This window comes from Arhodomonas sp. KWT, assembly GCF_010993615.1.
Map to the genome: position 1 here is coordinate 1 of NZ_WNXE01000493.1, position 1206 is coordinate 1206.

Consider the following 1206-nt stretch of genomic DNA (forward strand, 5'->3'; position numbering starts at 1 on the left):
GCGGCCATCGTTGGAGCGTTTGCATCTCATGATGCAAAACCTAACACATCATGGCTTTACTTTCTTTAAGGTTAGTAACAGTGATTAGATGGCGCGCACGGATATTCAATAAACGTGCGCGCACGATATTGCACTCTGTGCGCTTGCGCGCTCTCATGTAACCCACTGATTTTATTGATCGTTAGTTTCCGCACCGCCAGAGGCGCCGCAATATCGTGCTTGCAGTTTGCGTCCGCGCCATTGGTACTGTACGTACGCCCCGTATTCGACATGGGGGTGATGTCATACCCTCGGCACGCGGCTCCGGCCGATGGACCGGTTCCGCCGGACGGTTGCGGGTAAAGCGCTACAGCATCCGTAAGGTGAGGAGCTACTACTGCCACTGGATACGAACAGTGGTCGGGCTGCGAGCGCGGATATCCAGCGACCGTGTGCGCACGAATGTTGGATGGCGATGCCACGATCGACCGGCGGAAAGACTGCGTTTTCAAAGGAAACGAGACGCCCGAGCGTGAGTAGCGCCTGCGATATCGTGCGTACGGCGTGACGTCCCGGAACTGGCCGCGGCGGGAGGATGTGTCCGTGAGCTTGCGGTAGGAGGGCATATTCCGCCGCTCGGACATTGAGCGTGCCCCGGTGTCCATACCCTATCCCCCATTCCTTCGAATCCGTTCTGGGAATCAGCCTGCTACGGCATGCATGCGGCTGTCCAGCCCTGTTGCTTATCGGCTTCCCCACCAGCGCGCGAGGTAATGTCGCAGGGCGTCGGTGATTCCGGTTGGTCTGGTTTCCGTGGCCTTGCCCTGTCCGGTTCCGATGATGCCGTTCGCAAAGTCCGCGGTGGTCAGTAGCTCGTTCGTGTTCGCGCTGCTTTGCCAGTGGCTGGCGAATCCGTCGTCGTCCGCCACGGCGCGGCGGCCGAGCTCGCCGAGGCGTTCGACGAATTCGGCGAGGGGATAGGCGGCGTCGGAGAGGTCACCGGTGTTCGTCAGGCGGATTTCGTGGAGGCGGAACGGCGGGCTGCCGTTGGCGGTACGGCAGGCGTCGAGCTCGAGGCTGAGGGTGGTGTTCTGCACGATCTCTTCCACCCGCTGACGGATAGGCCCCTCGGATTCGGGGACGGTGTCGTTGTCCGGGGCGACGAGGCGCACGAGCACGATGTCGGTGCAGCCCTGGCGCAGCAGCGGCGTCAGGGGCGGGTTGCGG

Annotated in this window: 1 protein-coding gene; it reads right to left on the reverse strand. The window is 61.8% G+C overall.

Annotation, left to right across the window (positions count from 1 at the left end):
• Positions 1–722: 722 nt before the first annotated feature.
• Positions 723–1206 (reverse strand): hypothetical protein (locus tag G7A99_RS20165; RefSeq protein ID WP_163143614.1); only part of this gene is annotated, 484 nt, incomplete at its 5' end.